Here is a 15,836-nt window from a genome sequence, read left to right as displayed (position 1 = left end):
CGATGCAACCCTCTTCCCAGATTCACGCACGTTTGAACAATCGCCGGTTTGCGGTCGCAAACAATACCCAAGGTCTCTCAGGTACGGGCACGGTGTTTCATTACCTTGTCGATGGCGATGCCATCTCGAGCACTTACCAAGGCGCAAGGATTCGTCTCGGCCAGCAGGTCGGGCGTGTAACCGGCCCTGATACCATCGAATTGCTTTATCAGTGCGTGACGACAGAAGGCAAACTACTGGCCGGTTGGTCTCGTGGCACGGTCGACGTCGACCAGGCCGGGCGTACCACGCTGAGCTTCGTCTGGGGGTGGTTATCGGGTGCGACGGGAGGCGGGGAGTCAAGCTACGTTGAACTTGCTGAGTGCGACAACCACTCCTAAGGCACAAACTCCACCCGCAACCCCCGGCTCGCACTGCGCCCCTGATCATCACTGACTCGCAACCGATACTCCCCCGACTTGCCCGGCCGCCAATTCAGCGTGGTTTGCGGCGGCCCTTGGCCGATCAAGGTTTGATCAGCGAACCAGTACAACGTCGCCGCATCGCTGGCCGCATTGGCATTCAGCGGGATGCTTTCCTGTGGCTGGGACAGGCGCAGCTGATAGCTCACCTGGGTCAGCGGCGAACGGATCTGCGGCGCTTCGCTCTGGTCGCTGATGCGGTTGGGTTGGCAGTTTTTCATCACGTTGGGCGGCGTGCGCCGCGGCAGGCCGGCGGCGCGGTACAGGCGTTGCACGTCGCTGGGCCAGAACTCGAAGACTTCTTCGCGGGTGTATTGCGCCTCGAACGGCGGGCAGGCGGCTTTACCGGTGCGGGTGTCGATCAGCACCGGGCGGTGCAGGTTGGACACGCGAATCGGCGAGACGCCGGGGATATACCAAGTCTTGCGGGTTTGCGGGCACCAGCGGTTGGGCAACTCGCCGGAGGCGGCGCAGATGTCGATGCGCACCAGTCCGGCGGGTGGCTTGTCGGGTTTGATCACCACATTCGGCAGGGCCAGGGGCAGGGCGTCGGCGATGCGGAAAAACAGCGGCGCAGCCGTCTTGGCGCCGATAAACGCCGGGTTTGGCCGGCCATCAAAGTTGCCCACCCACACCACCAGCACGTACGGCCCGACCAGGCCTGCGCTCCATGCATCATGGAACCCCCAAGAGGTGCCGGTTTTCCAGGCGGTGCGCCAGTGGCGGCCAGGCAAGCCATCCGGGCGTGGGTTGCGACGCAGCATGTCGCGCACCATGAAGGCGGCTTGGGGCGTTAGCAGTTGGGCGCCGGTGGTCTGGGGCTGTTCCTGCAAATAGCGCAAGGGCCGCAAGCGCCCGTCACCGGCCACCATCACATACAGCCGCGCCAGTTCTTCCGGGGTCATCTCACCGCCGCCGAGGGCCAACGCCAGACCGTAGTGGCTTTCGTCGCGCAGGCCTTTGATACCGGCGCGCTGCAGCAATCCATATAAGGACGGCGACTTAACCTGGCTGGCCAGCCACACCGCCGGGATATTTCGACTACGGATCAACGCATCCCGGGCTGTCAGCGGCCCGACAAAACTGCCGTCGAAATTTTCCGGCTGAAAGTAGCCGAAATTACTTGGCAGATCCTTGAGGATACTCATCGGGTGGATCACCCCCTGGTCCAGCGCCAGGCCGTACAAAAACGGCTTAAGCGTCGACCCCGGCGAGCGTCGCGACAGCACTCCATTCACTTGACCGTGGAGGCTTGTGGATAAGTAATCCGCCGACCCTACCAGCGCCTTGACGCTCTGGTCGCGGCTGTCGATCAGGATGGCCGTAGCGTTTTCCACACCGGTGCTGCGCCGCTCGGCGATAAACCCGGTGATCAGGCGTTCGAGTAACTGTTGCAAGGGCAAGTTGAGGGTGCTGTTCAACTCGTTGCCGGGCTGGGATGCCAGCAATTGCTCGCTCAGGTGCGGCGCCAGGAAAGGAATCTGCTGGCGGTTGCGCGCCTCCAGAGGCAGGTCCAACAAACTGTCGTTACGCGGGTCCTGTGGATAAGTCTCGCGCCAGTCAGCCATCAAGCGCAGCCGCGCGTTTTGCAATGACGGCCCGAAGCGCGCACGTCGCCCCGGTTGCTGCGGGATCACCGCCAACGCCAGCGCTTCGGACAACGACAGTTGCGCCGCCGACTTACCAAAGTAGATGCGGCTCGCTGCCTCGGCGCCCTCGATATTGCCGCCCATGGGCGCCAGGTTCAGGTAGGCCTCAAGAATATCGTGCTTGCTGTAGCGTGCTTCCAGCCATAGCGCCAACGCCATCTGCTGCAACTTGCCTGGCACTTGGCGGGTGTTCAGATCCCACAAGCGCCGCGCCAGTTGCATGCTCAAGGTCGACCCGCCCTGGCGTTGGCCACCGCTGTAGGTGGCCAGGGCTGCGCGCAGCAACGCCGGGGGATTGATCCCCGGGTGCCAGTAGAAATTACGGTCTTCCTTGAGCAGCAAGGCCTCGACCAATGACGGCGACATGCGCTCCAGCGGCAGCCACAGACGGTATTGCCCGTCATCCGCCAACGTCATGCGCAGCAGCGAGCCGTCGTCGGCCAATACCACCCGTGACGAGGTCACGGCCTGTTCCAGCGGGGCATGGGGCCACAGCCGCAACCCCGCCAGTAGAACCGCCGCTGCCAGCAGCGGCGTCAGGCGCTTAAGGCTTGGTAATTTCAAGCTGGCCTACTTTGCCTCGCCCTTGCAGGGTGGTTTCGTACATGCCTTCGGCGTAGGCCGGTGGCGTATTGAAGGTGCCGGCGTTGGTGGCGCGCACACGGTAGACGAAAGTGCCTACATCGCGCAGCGCAGTGCCGTACAACACCACTCGATCATCACGCACGTCCACATAGTCCGGCTGCCAGGTGCTCAGCTCGGTTTCGCCGATGGGCGCTTGCCATGCGTCCGCTTCCTGGCTGTCTTCTTCCACGTATTCGGACGCTTCGCCTTCACCTTCCTCACTGCTGGCGGCTTCCGGCTCCGGCGGCAAGTTATACACAGGCTCTACGCCACCCGGCAGCAAGTCGACCACGGCCACTTGCTGCACCTGATCACGGTCTGTAGCACGCAGACGCAGGCGCACCAGGAACTCATCACCTACCGCCACCTTGCTCACCGGCTCGCCCTTGAGGTCGAGGTATTCGTGGATGATTTCCAGGCCATTGTTGATCGGCTTGAGCTTGGCGCCCTTGTCGAAACCGGCTTCGCTGAGCATGTAGAACGCGGCCGGGCCATCGGATTTTTCCATCACCAGCTTTTGCGTGGTGCCTGGCACGGCGGCGCGCGGTGGCTGACCGGCCATCTCCAGCAATTGCTGCTGCTTGTCACCCAGCCAGGCGGTGGCCTTGAGGGTCATGTCGCTTTGCGCGCGCTGGCCATAGTTGTCCAGGGCGCGCAGCAACAGCGCCGCCGACAGCGAGTTGTAACGCTGCTCATTGAGGCGCTTGCCGAGTTTATCCAGCAAGGCCGTGGGCACATCGTCCATCAGCTCGGGGAAGTGGCGCGCCAGCAGGTGCAGGTGTTCGGCATCATGCACCAGCGGGTCGTAATACAAACCGTCGCTGTCCCACTTATCCACAAGCGAACGCCATGGGATTTTGCGGAACAGTGCATCGGCCTGGCGATCCTGCTTGAGCAATTTGTAGCTGGCAGCCAGGTAAGCGGCGCCCAGGTCGTTCTGCCAGGTGTCCTTGAAGTAGCTCTCGTAGCGCTCGCGGATATCGCTCAATGCACCACTTACCAGAATCCCCTGACGGCTCAGCAGGTAACTGGCGTAGGCGCGGTTGCGCAATTCCGACAGGCCTTCGCTAGGACCGTTGGCCAGGTCTGTCAGATACGCGTTCGAGCGCACCAGCAGATCTTCCGGTACCGGCAACCCGCGCTCCTTGGCTTCGATCAGGAAGTCGGTGGCGTACAGGCTGGCGTACGGCGCCACGTCCGGGTTGGCTGCCCACAAACCGAAGCCACCGGCCTGGTTCTGGCGTTGGCGCAGCATGCGCACGGCACTGCTGAAGGCTTGTTCGGCTTCCGGTGCGTTACCGCCCCAGATCAACGCCGGCATGGCCTTGGACACCCATTGCTCGGTGCAGGCATAGCCGTAGTCATCCAGGTAATGCTTGAGGCCATTGGCCCATACCAGCGGCGAGGCAGCCACGCCCAGTTGCACGTCACGCAGCTGGCTGAACAGTTCGCGAGTAGGTTTGAGTTCTTTGCTGGCGCTGTCGAAACGGCCCAGGCTCAGTGCCACGCGATGTTCGCTCAGCGGGCGGATCGAGGTAGTTTCCGCCACCTGGATACGCTTGCCGTTGGGCAATACGGCGACAAAGCGCAGGTCAGCCGAACCGAGGATTTCACCCACCTTGATCTTGAACTCGGCCGTGCCTTCCTTGCGCGGTTGCAGTGACAACGTGCTGCCCTTGTCGCCCTGTACCTTCAGGCCATCGCTGGTCTGAAGTTCAAACTTCACGTCCGCCGCTGCATCGAGGTTGCTGAACACCCCGGCGCTGACGTTGAACACATCCCCCGGCGCCACAAAGGCCGGTACGTTTGGCGTGATCACGATCGGCCCGCGCACCTCGGTATTGGCTTCGCTGACACCGACGCTGTCGCTGTCCACTGCCACCGCAAACAGGTGCAGCTTGCCGTTGAAGCTGTCCGGCACCTGGTAATGCAGCAGGGTTTCGCCGGCTGGCAGGTCTACCAACCCAGACCACCACGCCACGGGCGGCTGATGTTTACGCTTGAATGGGTTGAGGTGATTGGCCAGGGCGCCTTCCGTATCGCCACCGGGCGCCGCCCCACTCAGCAGGCGGCTGAATTCCGGCAGGATCAGGTCAAGGATCTGACTGGTGCCTACCTCCAGCGCACGCTTCTGGAAGAAGAAGCCCAGCGGGTCCGGCGTCTGGTAGCGCGCCACTTGCAGGATGCCTTCATCTACCGCGTACACCACTGCGCGGCCCGGGCGGTCGGCGGTGACCTTGATATCCAGCATCTGCCCCGGCTCGATTTTCGCCGGGCCTTCAACCTTCAGCGCCATGCGTCGCGCATCCAGGTTGATGCTGAACGGCACCACACCATAGGACAGCGGGCTCATGTACACCTCGGCCGAACCCATATCGCGCACAAACTGCACGTTGACGTAGGCATTGCCCTCAAGCCCTGACGGAACGCGGATATGTTGCACGCTGTTGGTGCTGTCGGCCTTGAACCACTGCTGGGTGTAGACCTTGTCGCGTTCGATGGTGATCAAGCCGGCGCCGGTGTAGGGCGCACGGATGCTGATGGCGATCTCATCACCGGTGGCGTAGCTGCGTTTATCCAGGCGCAGTTGCAGCTCGGCGTTGCGTTCCAGTGAGCGCGAAGTGTTGCCACGCCCGGCCACGCTGTAGTCGATCTGGTTGAGCAGGTTGCCGTTGGCGTCTTTGAGTTGCAGAGTGAAATCGCCCGGGGTTGCGGTGTTCAGGGTCTGCTTAGCGCCTTGCGCGGTCATCACCAGTGGCTGCGCCGGCTGGCTGATGTTCTTGATGCGCGACTCGTACTTGTAGGTGCCGTTGGACTGTTTCACCAGCACCGACACATAACGGTGTTCGACCACTTCGCTGGTCAGGCCGTCCACCGCCAGCGGCGTAAGGTCTGGCGCGACAGCCAGCCATTGCACCTGGCGCGGCGCGTCTTTGGCGACGTACGACAGCGAATCCTGACTTTTCACACCGACCAGGTAGGGCGCGGATGACACCAGCAAGGCACTCTGCGCCGCCACATTGCGTCCGCCTTCGGCTTCGAACACCTGGGTCATCACCTGCAGGCGATAGGTGCTGTTGGCGAAGCGTTGCAGGTTGAGGTCGAGCACGGCCTGGCCGTTGTCGTCGACGGTGGTTTCGGCCAGGTCTTCGGTGCTGGCGTCTTCCAGGGAGTCGTTGAGGCGGAAACGGTAATCGGGGTAACGATCAAACGCCGCGAGCGTCGGGCTCAGGGACATTTTCGCGGTCACGCGACGGCCGGACGCCGGTGCGCCGAACAAGTGCATGGCGGTGACCTTGGCTACCACTTGGTCCGGTGGAATCCAGCCCTGCACAGGCGTGTCATGCAAACTCAGGCTGACCTTCATGCGGTCCGGCTCGAAGTCGCGGACCTTGAAGCTCACGCTGCCCAAGTCGGTGCGGGTCTGCTTCTGGCCAATCAACTGCAAGGTCGCGGTGTACTCTCCGGCCGGCGCCACTTCGCTGCTGGGGAAATCAAAGGTTTCAAAGCCGCTGGCAGACAGCTTCAACGGCTGGCGGATGACTTCCAGGCCACGCGGGTCGGTGATTTGCAGCTCCACCGGCAGGCCTTGCAGCGCGCCTTTCCAGTTGCCGCTGCGCACGATCATGCCCAGGTGCGCAGTTTCACCTGGCCGGTACAAGCCACGGTCGGTAAACAGGTAGGCGCTGAGGCGATCAATCGCACCATCTTCTTCCAAACCGCCTACGTCGAAGCGCGACAAATCCAGTTGCTGGGACTGGCGGGCAATGGGCAGGAACGACTGGTCATTACCGCGCGTGACCACATACATCAGTGGCGTTTTCTCACGACGCAGTTCATCCAGCTTGGCGAAATGCGCGTGGCCTTCGCCGTCGGTATGGCCGCTGGCGACCGGCAACCCGTTGCGACCGATGATATCGACTTGGGCGTCGGACACCGGCGAGCCGTTGCCGATGGACTGCACATACACATCGTGGCTGCCATCGCTGGAGCGCTTGGCGATGATGCCGAGGTCGGTCACTACGATAAAACGCAGGTCGCTGGTGCTGTTGTGCTCGTACTCGAACGTACGCTCGGCGGGGTCATCCTGCGGGCTGAGCTTGAGGACAAAAATACCGCGACGTCCGCCATTGGCGGTGAGGTAGTGGCTGAGGTCCACATTGTCGTAGACGGTTTTTGCCGGGTCATTGGATGACAGAGGAATATCCAAAGACTGACGCTCGACCATGCGATCGAAGTACTCATTGCCAAAGTTCGGCCGCGCAAAGCTGCCGCTGCTCTGGTCCACCAGGTGTTGCAGCTGGTTGGGCAATAGGCGGGCGATTTCCACATGGGCGCCGGGCACGCCACGGGCCATGAAACCCAGGCGTTTTTCGCCATTGAGGCTGAGCAAGGCGCCGTCAGACAAGAACTGCAAGGTACGTGGGTACGCCGGCATGCTGATCAGCGACGCCGTAGGATTTTTTGCCAGGTAGCCACCGATGGCTTCCAGGTTGGCGGGCACTCGTACGTACACCGCGCGACCGGCCGGGGCCTTGAATTTGAAGGCGTGCAGGGTGTTCAGCGGCTCGACGCTGGGCACGTGGGTCAGGTTGACCTTGGTGCTGCGGGCGAGCAGGGCGTCGTCAATCTCGTTGCTGTTGTAGGGGCGCGTGTCGTCCTGGGCTTTTTCCGGCAACAGCCAGGCCTGAACCTTACCGGCGATGGTGTCGTCGGCGACGGCGCTGGAGCTGCTGAACATCAGCACGGGTTCCGGTTCGCCACGTTCGTTGTCGACAAAACTCACTTCGGCCCCGGTAAAGGTCAGGCGATAACGACCGGGTACGGTGACCTCCGCCACCAGCGGTGCGCTGCTGGCGTTGCCGCCGTCGCGGGCCTTGATGCCTTCGTCGAGCTTGGCGCTGACCGGCGTGCTTTCCAGGGGCGTGGCGAGGGCGGCGGAGCGTACGTAGGCGTTGAGCTTTTTCTCGTCGAAGGTGATTTCCGGGCGGTTGGGCAACTGGGCGTCGCGGTAGGCCAGGCCTTTGCCAAGGGTCACCGTTACGCGTTTGCGTAGGTTGTCTTCATCCACAGGGTGGGAAAAATGGAAGGTGGCCACCAGCTGTTTCAGCGTCGGGTTGGACGGGTCCTGGTACAGCTCGTTTTGCGCCAGGGTGGCGCGGAACGGTTGGGTGGAAAACTGCGTGCTGTACTGGTCCAGTAACACGCCGTCGGCCAGCAGGTTTTTCTTGGCCAGGTCCAGGGTGTAATGGGCGTCGATGGGCCAGTCTTTCTCAGGTACGAACTGCAGGGTACGGTCGTCGGACCAACGCCAGGTGCCCGCAACCGCAGGGTTGAGGGTAATGCCATCGGTGACCGGTTTGCCGATGGCCGCCAACGGGGCCACGGATTCGCCGAAACGCACCTGCAAGTTATCCACAACCGGCGGCTGCTGGGTGTAGTCGGTGAGGTTCGGTTTGTGCAGCGAATAGCTCGCGGTGTGCGGCTGCGGCAGGTTGGAATACCAATGCCAGCCGTAGAACCCGGCGGCGGCCAGCAGGACCAGGCCTAACACGCAGGCACCGGTCTGGCGCGGATAAGCGCGGGCTTTGCTACCCAGGTTCGCCAACCCACGGCCGGTAGCGCGCAGCCAAAGCGGCGGATGCCATTGGCCAAAGACGGCCCCCACCACTGTCAATAACGCGCCGACAATACGGCGGCTGATCGCTTTGAACGAATCGAACATGGTGAGCATCCCTGGCTAAGTGCGGCGTATCTTACACGCGTCTTTGATACAAAAGATGACGCGATACGCCGACGTGCTCAGGCGTGTTGCACAAAGGTGAGACGCACCGCAAAACCGATCAAAAGACTGCCGAATAACCATTGCTGCATCCGCTGCGCCGAGCGGCTGCGTGCCAGCCATTGGCCGAGGCGCGCACCGGCCAGGGCGTAGCAGCAGTCGAAAGCGAAACCGACTGCCACCAGGATGACCCCCAGCCACGCAAATTGCCCAGCCACCGGGCCGGCATGCGGATTGATGAACTGCGGCAGCAGTACCGAGCAGAACAGCAGGGCCTTTGGGTTCAACAGATTGGTCAGCAAACCGCGCTGAAACGCTGCGCGCCAGGCATGCACCGTTGACGGAGTATTAGCAGTGTCGAGGGCCGGCAGCATGTTCGCCCGCAGGCACTGCACACCCAGCCACAACAGATAGGTCGCGCCACCCAGGCGCACCACGTCGAAGGTCCACGGCGCGACCTTGAACAACGTCGCCAGCCCCATGCCCGCCAACGCCACATGGCACGCGCGGGCCAGCCCCAGGCCAATCGCCGTGGTCAGCGCCAAGGCCTTGCCCTGGCGCGCGCCGGTTTGCAGCAACAGGATCATGTCCGGCCCGGGCAACAGATACGCCACCGACAGGGCCACCAGAAATAACCAGAGTTCCGCCATGTTCCACTCCCCTTATGTGCCGGCCAATTCTAGGGCCGAAGGGTGACGCAGGTGCTTGCGTAGTCAGCCGGAAAAGCGTCTAGTCTTGGCACTATCTGCCACTGATAACAATGCCGGCCATTCACTTATGCCAAATCTGAAATTCGATGCGTTCGACCGCAAGATTCTAGAGGCCCTGCAACGCGATGGCCGCTTGAGCAATGTGCAACTGGCCGACGAGATCGGCCTGTCCGCCTCACCTTGCCTGCGACGCGTGCGGTTGCTGGAAGAAGCCGGGGTGATTCGCGGCTATCAGGCCACCCTCGACCGCGATGGGGTGGGGTTGGGGATGATGGTGTTCGTGGGCGTGAAAGTTGAGCGGCATAACGACACCGAAGCCAATGCCTTCCGCGAGGCGGTGATGGCATTGCCGGAAGTGATCTCAGCGTTTCTGGTCTCGGGGGAATCGGACTTTTTGCTGCAGGTGGTGGTGCCGGATTTGCGCGGGTATGAGCGGTTTGTCACTGGCAGCCTGCTGAAGCTGCCGGGCGTGAGAGATATCCGCAGCAACTTCGCGATCCAGACCGTGAAAACCCCAGGGGCTTTGCCGCTGGGGCATTTGCCGGGTTGACACTGAAACTGAACTCACCGCAAAACGAATGTGGGAGCTGGCTTGCCTGCGATTGCGTCGGCGGAGCAAAAAGTGATGGTGTCTGACACTCCGCTATCGCAGGCAAGCCAGCTCCCACATTTTTGATCCGCCTCGGCCTTGGGGTCTGTTGTCAGGTCCACCAGTAGCGCACAAGATGAAAGAAAATCGGCGCCGCAAAACACACCGAATCCAGCCGATCCAGCATCCCGCCGTGCCCTTCGATCATATGCCCCCAGTCCTTCACGCCCCGGTCGCGCTTGATCGCCGACATGACAATGCCGCCGGCAAACCCCAGCAAGTTGATCAACAACGCAATCAGGAACGACTGCCACGGATTGAACGGTGTGGTCCACCACAGTGCCGCGCCGATCAGGGATGACAAGAGGATGCCGCCGACAAACCCTTCCACCGTTTTCGACGGTGACAAGTTAGGCGCGATCTTGTGTTTGCCGAACAGCTTGCCGCACACGTACTGCAGCACGTCTGACAGTTGCACCACGATCACCAGGTAGGCAATCAACAAGAGGTTGCGGCCTTCGTAGCCGGGGATGTCGAGGGTGAGCAAGGCGGGCACGAAGGATACGCAGAACACCGCGATCATCAGGCCCCATTGCACCTTCGACGCGCGCTCAAGGAAGTGCGTGCTGTCGCCGCCCAGCGAGGCGAGGATCGGCAACAGCAGGAACACATACACCGGGATGAAGATCGAGAACAACCCGTACCAGTCAGAATAAATCAGCAGGTATTGCAGGGGCAACGCCAGGTAGAACGCGGCGACCAGTGCCGGGTAGTCGCTGCGGCGGGTGGGCGTGAGCGTGAGGAATTCGCGCAGGGCGTAGAACGACACGGCGTAGAACAGCAGGATCACCGCGCCGGTGCCGAGCCAAAAGGCGACACCGATGACCACCACCATCACCCACCAGGCGTTGATGCGCGCGTTGAGGTTGTCGATCACCGCGTTCGGGCTGCCACGGGTACGCAGTTTGAGGATCAGGCCGATCAGCGAGGCGAGCACCAGGATCGCGCCGATGCCGCCGAACAACATCAGGGTTTGGCTATCCATCTCAGGAATGCTCCGGGGCAAGGGCGAGCAGAGCATCGCGAGTACGGGCGAGGAAGGCGACTTTGTCTTCACCTTCTTCCAGTTGCAGCGGCGCGCCGAAGCTGGTGGTGCACAACAATGGCAGCGGCAATACGCGACCTTTGGGCATTACACGGTTCAGGTTGGCGATCCACACAGGAACCAGTTCGGCCTGTGGGTAACTTTTTGCCAGGTGGTACAGGCCGCTTTTGAACGGCAACAGTCCATCCTCAAGATTGCGCGTGCCTTCGGGGAAGATGATCAGCGAGTCGCCGCCTTCCAGGGCATTGAGCATGGGCTGCAATGGGTTATCCACAGGGTCTTTGCGTTCGCGGTCGATCAGCACGCCGTTGAACACGCGGTTGATGATGTAGCGGCGCAAGGCGCTTTTATTCCAGTAATCGCTGCCAGCTACCGGGCGCGTGAATTTGCGCAGGTTTTGCGGTAACGAGGCCCACAGCAGCACAAAGTCGCCGTGGCTGCTGTGGTTGGCGAAATAGATGCGTTGCACCGGCACCGGCGCGCAACCGAGCCACAGGCTGCGGGCGCCAGTGACGGTGCGGGCCATGGAGGTAATCAGCGTGGCGACCACGGGTTCGAACATGGGGATTCCTTATCCGGCGAAAGGCAGCCAAGGGCTGGCGAGGATCACGGCCAGGGTCAGCAGCGCTTGCGCACCGAGCAGCCAGGCTTGTTTGCGCAGCAGTTTGAGCGCGCCGCGACGGCGCTCGGTCCAGGGCCGGCCAGCGCGTTTGGGCGACTGCAGGCCGAGGGTTTGCAGGGCCTGGTCGAGGTCGGCGGTGCGCTCGATGTCGCGCGCCAGCAGGGCGAAGAGGTCAGCGTCAAACGCCACACGCAGCGCCCAGTACTTTTGCAGCAGCCCGAGGATAATCATCCACAGGCTCAGCAGCAGGCAAATCGGCGAAATACTCGCCATCAACAGTTGAGCCAAGCCGAATAATACGCCGACCAGCGTCAGGCCTGTGGATAACTGATCCAGCGAACGGCCGCGACGCAGCAGGCTGGCGACGACCTGGAGTTCCATATCAGCGGGCATGGGAAAAACCCTCCAACGCTTCTCGGTGAGCAGGGTGCAGGACCACTTCGGCCCGCGCTGTACGAATGATAGTCAGCGCATCCTCTACCGTCGCGGCACGTCGGGTATGCAACAGCCAGGCGGCGACGGCGGTGGCGCTGCGCGAATAGCCAAGGGCGCAGCACACCAGCAATGGGCCGCTGGCGCGCAAGCGTTCGATGGCGTGTGCGGCTTGTCGGCATTCGTCGGGTGTCGGTGCGATAAGGTCCAGCACGGGAATGGACTGATAGGCGCGCCCCTGTGGATTAATCGGCAATTCGGCGCAGAGATCGACGATGGCCATGAAGGGCGCCTGCTCACTTGTCGTAGGAATGCGCCCAAGCCAGACGTTATCCACAATCAAATCGGGTTGTGGATGTTTGCGTGTCCACAGGCGTGAGTTGATCCAGGCAGCTGCCAGGTAGGGCGCGTATAGCCAGCGCGCGGCGGGGGTTAATTGGCCATCTGCGCGTTTCTGAAAGCCGGAAGCGCCCAGTACTAAATAATTGGTTTTGATCAACGCGAGAGAAACCGCCGGCCAGAGTATCCACAGCCAGCCACCGCCGAGTACAAAGGCAAGCACTGCCAACAGCAGAGCGCCCACGCCGTAACGCACGCTCAACCGCCAGCGCTTGGGGTCGCGCGTTAGCCGGGCATTCAACAATGGGCTCGGGTGTTCAACCGGCCACAACCACACGCAAATCCACCCCGCGAGGGCGCCTGTGGGTAAGTCAATAAAGTGATGTTGATAAGTGGTCAGTACCGAAATACCGATCAACGCGAACCAACCATGCACCACCCACCGCCAGAACCGGTGGGTGTGGCGCTGGAACATGACCCACAGGATTACCAGCAGCGCGATATGCAGCGAAGGTGCCTGGTTGAACGGTTTGTCGAACCCGGCCAGCACCGCAAATAGCCAGCCGAATACGCCATCCAGTTCCGGCCGCTCGAAGGTAAAGCGCAGCGGCCAGATCAGAAAGCAGCTCACGGCAATCACCTGCGCACTCAGCAGCCGCAACGCATGTTGTTTCAACTCGTGGCGGGTATTGGGCAGCAGGAGTGAGAACCCATACAGCAGGTCAATGGTCCAGTAGGGCACGATGGTCCAAGCCCAAAACGGCATATGGGTTTCCCAGCCGAACACCAGCGTGCCGACGTCGCTGCGCTGGCTGGTGACCCAGGTGGCAAAGCCGTAGGTGCTGAAGAACAGCGGCGCCAACAGCAGCAGCCACAACACTGCGGGTTTCAATAAACCGGGTTCGCGCATGCTTAGATCTTCTGTGCCAGGGACACGGTAAAGATGCCCCACTCATCCACACGCTGGGTGATCTTGCGAAAGCCCGCAGCCTCGACCAACTGATCCATTTCCGCCTGGCTGCGGCGGCGCATCACCCAGGCCTGGCCCTGGCGGTGGCTGGTCAGCGCACGCGCGATCAGTTCCAGCTGCGGGTGCCACGGTTGGCCGGTGTACACCAGGTAACCGCCGGGCTCCATCGCTTCTGCCAGGCCGGCCAGCGAACCGCCGACCATGCCGTTATCGGCAAACAACTCATACAGCCCAGACACCACTGCCAGCGTCGGCTTGGGGTCCAGCGCGGCCAGGTCGAGGCGATCAAATGCATCGCCTTTGACGAACTGCGCGATATCCCCCAGGCCCTTCTCGCGAATCAAGGCGCCACCGTCGCGCACGTTGATGTCGCTGTAGTCGCGCAGCAGGATCGATTCCGGCAGCGGCGAAACGCCCTGCAGGGCTTCCAGGATGTAGCGACCATGACCGGCGGCGATATCCACGATGCGCACTTCGCGACCATCCGCGCGTAACTTGGCCATGGCCAGGCGCAGCAGTTCCTCGACGTTCAGCTTGCGCTGGCGAATGCCACGCCAGCCGATGGAGTTGAGGTAGTTGGTATCGATCATGCGCCCCAGCCCGCCCTTGCCGGTGGGCGTGTTGCGGTACACGTAGTCCAGGGTGCTGCCGGAGTCGAAGCCCGTGTCGAAACCCAGTTTCACCCCATCCGACAGGTTTTTGCCCAGGCCCATGCTGGCGCGGGTCATGCGCCAGTACAAATCGCGCAAGGAGTTGCGCGGCAGAGGCGCTGCAAGGGATTCAGATTCGGCGCAGGTGGCGCCGATTTTGTCGGCGTCGAGTAACGAGGCGCGGTCCAGCGGGTGTTCGAAGTTCTGCAGGATAAAGCGCTTGGCGCTGCTCACGGCGGTAGCGCGGTCGCGTTCGCCGAGCGTGTCGTGGAAAAAACCGGGAAGGATATGCAGCTCTTTTTTCAGGCTGCCGAGACGATCGAAAAATTGCTGCTGGGGTTTGCGGTGCACCACAAAGTCGGAGCCCGAGATCAGCAATTGGGTCGGCACCTGGATCGCCTGGGCATCGGCTACAACACGGTCGGCCGCTTCGTACAGGCCGAGCAGCACATTCACCGAAATGGCCTTGGTGATCAGCGGGTCACTGTCGTAGGACGCCACGCGTTCCGGGTCATGGCTGAGGAACTTGGCCTTGACGTAACTGTTGACGAAAAAGTTGCCACGAAACTTGCGCATCAGCGCCAGGCCCGGCCGGGCGAATGGCACGTAGAGCTTGACCTTGAACGCCGGGGACGCAAGTACCAGGGCGCGGATCTTCGGTGCGTAATCGTGCACCCAGGTCGCGGCAATCACCGCGCCGACGCTTTGGGCGATGACGGCGAAGTTTTCTTCTTCGATGCCATAGGTGGCGCCGATGTGATCGCAGAACGTCTGCACATCGCGGGCGCTGGTGGCGAAGCTCGGGCTGTCACCGCGCTCGCCGGGCGATTGGCCGTGGCCACGGGCATCCCAGGCGAAAAAGTCGAATTGCGGCAGGTCCAGTTCATCCACCAGATGGGCGATGCGCCCCGAATGCTCGTGGCCGCGATGGAACAGCACGATCGCCTTGCGCGGCTCCTCGCCAAACGCAGCGGTAGCGGGCCAGTGCCGGTAGAAAAGTTCGACGCCATCGTGGGTACTGAAGGTGTGCTCTTGCTGTTCGCGCATCGCAAAATCCTTATGCAGAAGGGGATGTCGTTTCTTTAAGACCTTGGCGCACGCGGTTGACCAGGGTGTAGGCGAGCAGGGCAGCGACCAGCCACATCACTGCATCGACCCAACCCGCGCCCAGCCAGCCCAGCGCCACGCCGGTGGCCAGTACGCCCAATACAAACGCTCGATCACTCTTGCCCATCGGCCCGTCATAGCGGCGCGATGCGCCCACCATCGGCCCAAGCACTCCGGCGTATTCGCTGAACACTGCGAGCAAAGCCACCAGCAACACCGGCGCCAGGCTTACGCCGGGGATCAACGCAAACGGCAGGATCAACGCGCTGTCGGCGATTACGTCGCACAGTTCATTGAGGTAGGCGCCCAGGCGCGACTGCTGGCCGAATTCGCGGGCGAGCATGCCGTCGATGGCATTGAGGGCCATGCGCAGGATCATCCACAGCGGGATCAGCGCAAACAGCCACAGGTGTTGGGCAAAGCTGGCGATCAACAGGCCGACCAGCAGCGAAATCACGCCGGCCAAAACGGTGATCTGGTTGGCGGTGGTGCCGTTGTCGTAGAGGCGCTGCACCAGCGGGCGCAGCAGGTTTTGAAAGCGCGGCTTGAGCTGATAGATCGAAATCATAAGGGGTGACGCTTCCTTGTCCGTTGACCCGCGAAAAACTGTTCTGGAGTGTGCCGATTAATCGTGGCGTGCACCAGTGATGGCGCGTGTTTATGGGGGTTTAGTCACGATCTTGAACACAACAATGTTCCACACAAGCCCGCATCCACAAGAATTTAGGGTGTACTGAAACTGCCGGTTTTCGAACAAAAATTTCACGCGTCGTGTTATATCGTAACGAATTGTGTA

The 15,836-nt window shown here is 61.8% G+C and carries 11 protein-coding genes; 2 read left to right on the top strand and 9 right to left on the bottom strand.

The window, feature by feature from the left end:
* Nucleotides 1–2 precede the first annotated feature (2 nt).
* Nucleotides 3–380, top strand: coding sequence for an avidin-fold protein (locus tag HU722_RS00770; RefSeq protein ID WP_065880330.1), 378 nt, complete (start codon nt 3–5; stop codon nt 378–380).
* Here HU722_RS00770 and pbpC read toward each other — a convergent pair.
* The 3 genes from pbpC to HU722_RS00755 all read right to left on the bottom strand — a co-directional run bounded on the left by pbpC (nt 377) and on the right by HU722_RS00755 (nt 9,166).
* Entirely contained in the window at nt 377–2,674 is a 2,298-nt protein-coding gene (gene pbpC, locus HU722_RS00765) for a penicillin-binding protein 1C (RefSeq protein ID WP_065891285.1), read from the bottom strand. The genes HU722_RS00770 and pbpC overlap by 4 nt on opposite strands.
* Nucleotides 2,655–8,459, bottom strand: coding sequence for an MG2 domain-containing protein (locus HU722_RS00760; protein ID WP_065891388.1), 5,805 nt, complete (start codon nt 8,457–8,459; stop codon nt 2,655–2,657). The genes pbpC and HU722_RS00760 overlap by 20 nt, the downstream gene beginning before the upstream one ends.
* Nucleotides 8,460–8,536: 77 nt before the next feature.
* Nucleotides 8,537–9,166, bottom strand: coding sequence for a LysE family translocator (locus HU722_RS00755; protein WP_065891286.1), 630 nt, complete (start codon nt 9,164–9,166; stop codon nt 8,537–8,539).
* Nucleotides 9,167–9,302: 136 nt separating this feature from the next.
* On the opposite strand from HU722_RS00755, the gene HU722_RS00750 reads away from it, so the two are divergent.
* Nucleotides 9,303–9,776: an Lrp/AsnC family transcriptional regulator gene (locus HU722_RS00750; RefSeq protein WP_065891389.1), complete on the top strand. Its 474-nt coding sequence runs from the start codon at nt 9,303–9,305 to the stop codon at nt 9,774–9,776.
* 151 nt (nt 9,777–9,927) lie between these two features.
* Here the strand turns inward: HU722_RS00750 and HU722_RS00745 are convergent, their stop codons facing one another.
* From HU722_RS00745 to HU722_RS00720, 6 genes are read right to left on the bottom strand one after another with little or no spacing between them, the layout of a single operon-like run.
* Nucleotides 9,928–10,860, bottom strand: coding sequence for a phosphatidate cytidylyltransferase (locus tag HU722_RS00745; RefSeq protein WP_049710831.1), 933 nt, complete (start codon nt 10,858–10,860; stop codon nt 9,928–9,930).
* 1 nt (nt 10,861) lies between these two features.
* Nucleotides 10,862–11,482 carry a lysophospholipid acyltransferase family protein gene (locus HU722_RS00740; protein WP_065875565.1) on the bottom strand — a complete coding sequence of 207 codons (621 nt, stop codon included), beginning with the start codon at nt 11,480–11,482 and terminating at the stop codon, nt 10,862–10,864.
* Between the two features lie 9 nt (nt 11,483–11,491).
* Nucleotides 11,492–11,935 carry a hypothetical protein gene (locus tag HU722_RS00735; protein WP_065891287.1) on the bottom strand — a complete coding sequence of 148 codons (444 nt, stop codon included), beginning with the start codon at nt 11,933–11,935 and terminating at the stop codon, nt 11,492–11,494.
* Complete coding sequence (locus HU722_RS00730) at nt 11,925–13,223, bottom strand: phosphatase PAP2/dual specificity phosphatase family protein (protein WP_065891288.1); 1,299 nt, start codon at nt 13,221–13,223, stop codon at nt 11,925–11,927. Before HU722_RS00730 ends, HU722_RS00735 begins: the two co-directional genes overlap by 11 nt.
* Nucleotides 13,224–13,225: 2 nt before the next feature.
* On the bottom strand, nt 13,226–14,980 hold the full coding sequence (locus tag HU722_RS00725) for a bifunctional alpha/beta hydrolase/class I SAM-dependent methyltransferase (protein ID WP_065891289.1): 1,755 nt from the start codon (nt 14,978–14,980) through the stop codon (nt 13,226–13,228).
* Nucleotides 14,981–14,990: 10 nt separating this feature from the next.
* A complete protein-coding gene (locus HU722_RS00720; protein ID WP_065875561.1) occupies nt 14,991–15,608 on the bottom strand; it encodes a CDP-alcohol phosphatidyltransferase family protein in 618 nt (205 codons plus the stop codon).
* Between the last annotated feature and the right edge of the window lie 228 nt (nt 15,609–15,836).

The organism is Pseudomonas tritici, from assembly GCF_014268275.3.
Lineage (GTDB): Bacteria > Pseudomonadota > Gammaproteobacteria > Pseudomonadales > Pseudomonadaceae > Aquipseudomonas > Aquipseudomonas tritici.
Note: the sequence above shows the minus strand (reverse complement) of the source record. Positions and strands in the feature narration are given on the sequence as shown.

What these genes read in the sequence shown, in the direction of transcription:
- HU722_RS00770 (WP_065880330.1), top strand. Translation starts at nt 3, where the DNA reads ATGCAACCCTCTTCCCAGATTCACGCACGTTTGAACAATCGCCGGTTT.
- HU722_RS00725 (WP_065891289.1), bottom strand. Translation starts at nt 14,980, where the DNA reads ATGCGCGAACAGCAAGAGCACACCTTCAGTACCCACGATGGCGTCGAA.
- HU722_RS00755 (WP_065891286.1), bottom strand. Translation starts at nt 9,166, where the DNA reads ATGGCGGAACTCTGGTTATTTCTGGTGGCCCTGTCGGTGGCGTATCTG.
- HU722_RS00760 (WP_065891388.1), bottom strand. Translation starts at nt 8,459, where the DNA reads ATGTTCGATTCGTTCAAAGCGATCAGCCGCCGTATTGTCGGCGCGTTA.
- HU722_RS00720 (WP_065875561.1), bottom strand. Translation starts at nt 15,608, where the DNA reads ATGATTTCGATCTATCAGCTCAAGCCGCGCTTTCAAAACCTGCTGCGC.
- HU722_RS00730 (WP_065891288.1), bottom strand. Translation starts at nt 13,223, where the DNA reads ATGCGCGAACCCGGTTTATTGAAACCCGCAGTGTTGTGGCTGCTGCTG.
- HU722_RS00740 (WP_065875565.1), bottom strand. Translation starts at nt 11,482, where the DNA reads ATGTTCGAACCCGTGGTCGCCACGCTGATTACCTCCATGGCCCGCACC.
- HU722_RS00735 (WP_065891287.1), bottom strand. Translation starts at nt 11,935, where the DNA reads ATGCCCGCTGATATGGAACTCCAGGTCGTCGCCAGCCTGCTGCGTCGC.
- HU722_RS00745 (WP_049710831.1), bottom strand. Translation starts at nt 10,860, where the DNA reads ATGGATAGCCAAACCCTGATGTTGTTCGGCGGCATCGGCGCGATCCTG.